The 978-nt window shown below is 36.9% G+C and carries 1 pseudogene; it reads left to right on the top strand.

The window, feature by feature from the left end:
- Positions 1–235 precede the first annotated feature (235 nt).
- Positions 236–913 (top strand): annotated as a pseudogene (locus tag R2B77_RS17870) (transposase).
- The last annotated feature ends 65 nt before the right edge of the window (positions 914–978 follow it).

The raw sequence follows: 978 nt of genomic DNA, 5'->3' as shown, positions 1-978 counted from the left end.
TCACATGTGAATTAGCGGTCTTTAAAACGTCTACAAATCAACATTTAAAACAAATAGCACTTGCATTAACATTCAAATTAATATACCCTGAATTATTTACCTAATATTTACAAGCGGCTGTCATTCCCTATCTAATAAGCTTTCTTTATATGTATTTCCGCATGAAATAAATAGAAAAAGAATCCATTTCCGCTAAGGTAAAATCACCACAAAATAACCAGTAGAAAGGATTCCTATGATACCTACATTACCGCAAATCAGCCTGAATTACAATCGACGTATTAAATTATCTAATGACAGTGAAGCTCTTTCTTCCGATACAGGTATGTTTCTTTTCCAAGAGTTTGATGAAAAGCTTGACTTCTCACAAACATTCTATAAACATCTTCATTTATACGACACAAAATCTCACTGGATTCATTCAAATGAAAACTTGTTGAATCAAAAGATTTATCAAATGATTGCGGGCTACGCTGAAGATGACGCGGGACCCTGTTTTCACTCAAATCCTTAGCACACCTGTATTAGACTTTCAACCAAGTCTTTCTGGTTTTTGGAACGGTTTGATGCAAATTCAATTGCACAACTACAAGAGGGCAATCAAGAAATCCTTGATAAAGTGCATCATCATAGGAAGTCCAAAGCCATCATCTTCGATTTGGATTCTACGCACGCTGATGCTTACGGTAACCAACAATCAATTACGTATAATGCTCACTATGGAACCGTAGGTTTCCATCCCTTAGTTACTTTCGACAGTATCACAGGTGATTTCCTAAAAACTCAGCTTCGTCCTGGCAACGTTTACACCTCCAATGGGGTAGTCGAATTCAGCCAACCTTTGATTGAACATTACAATGAGCATTTTCCGGAAGAAAAAAGCAGATGCAAATTCAAACCATTCGTACACTAATTGTCAAAGTGGCTAGTAAATTGGTGAAGTCTGGACAATCCCTTGAGTATTGCCGACAGAATGAG

The sequence above is a fragment of the Sporosarcina beigongshangi genome (assembly GCF_033485195.1).
Lineage (GTDB): Bacteria > Bacillota > Bacilli > Bacillales_A > Planococcaceae > Sporosarcina > Sporosarcina beigongshangi.
The sequence above is the reverse complement of the archived record's forward strand: the minus strand, read 5'-3'. Positions and strand labels throughout refer to the sequence as shown.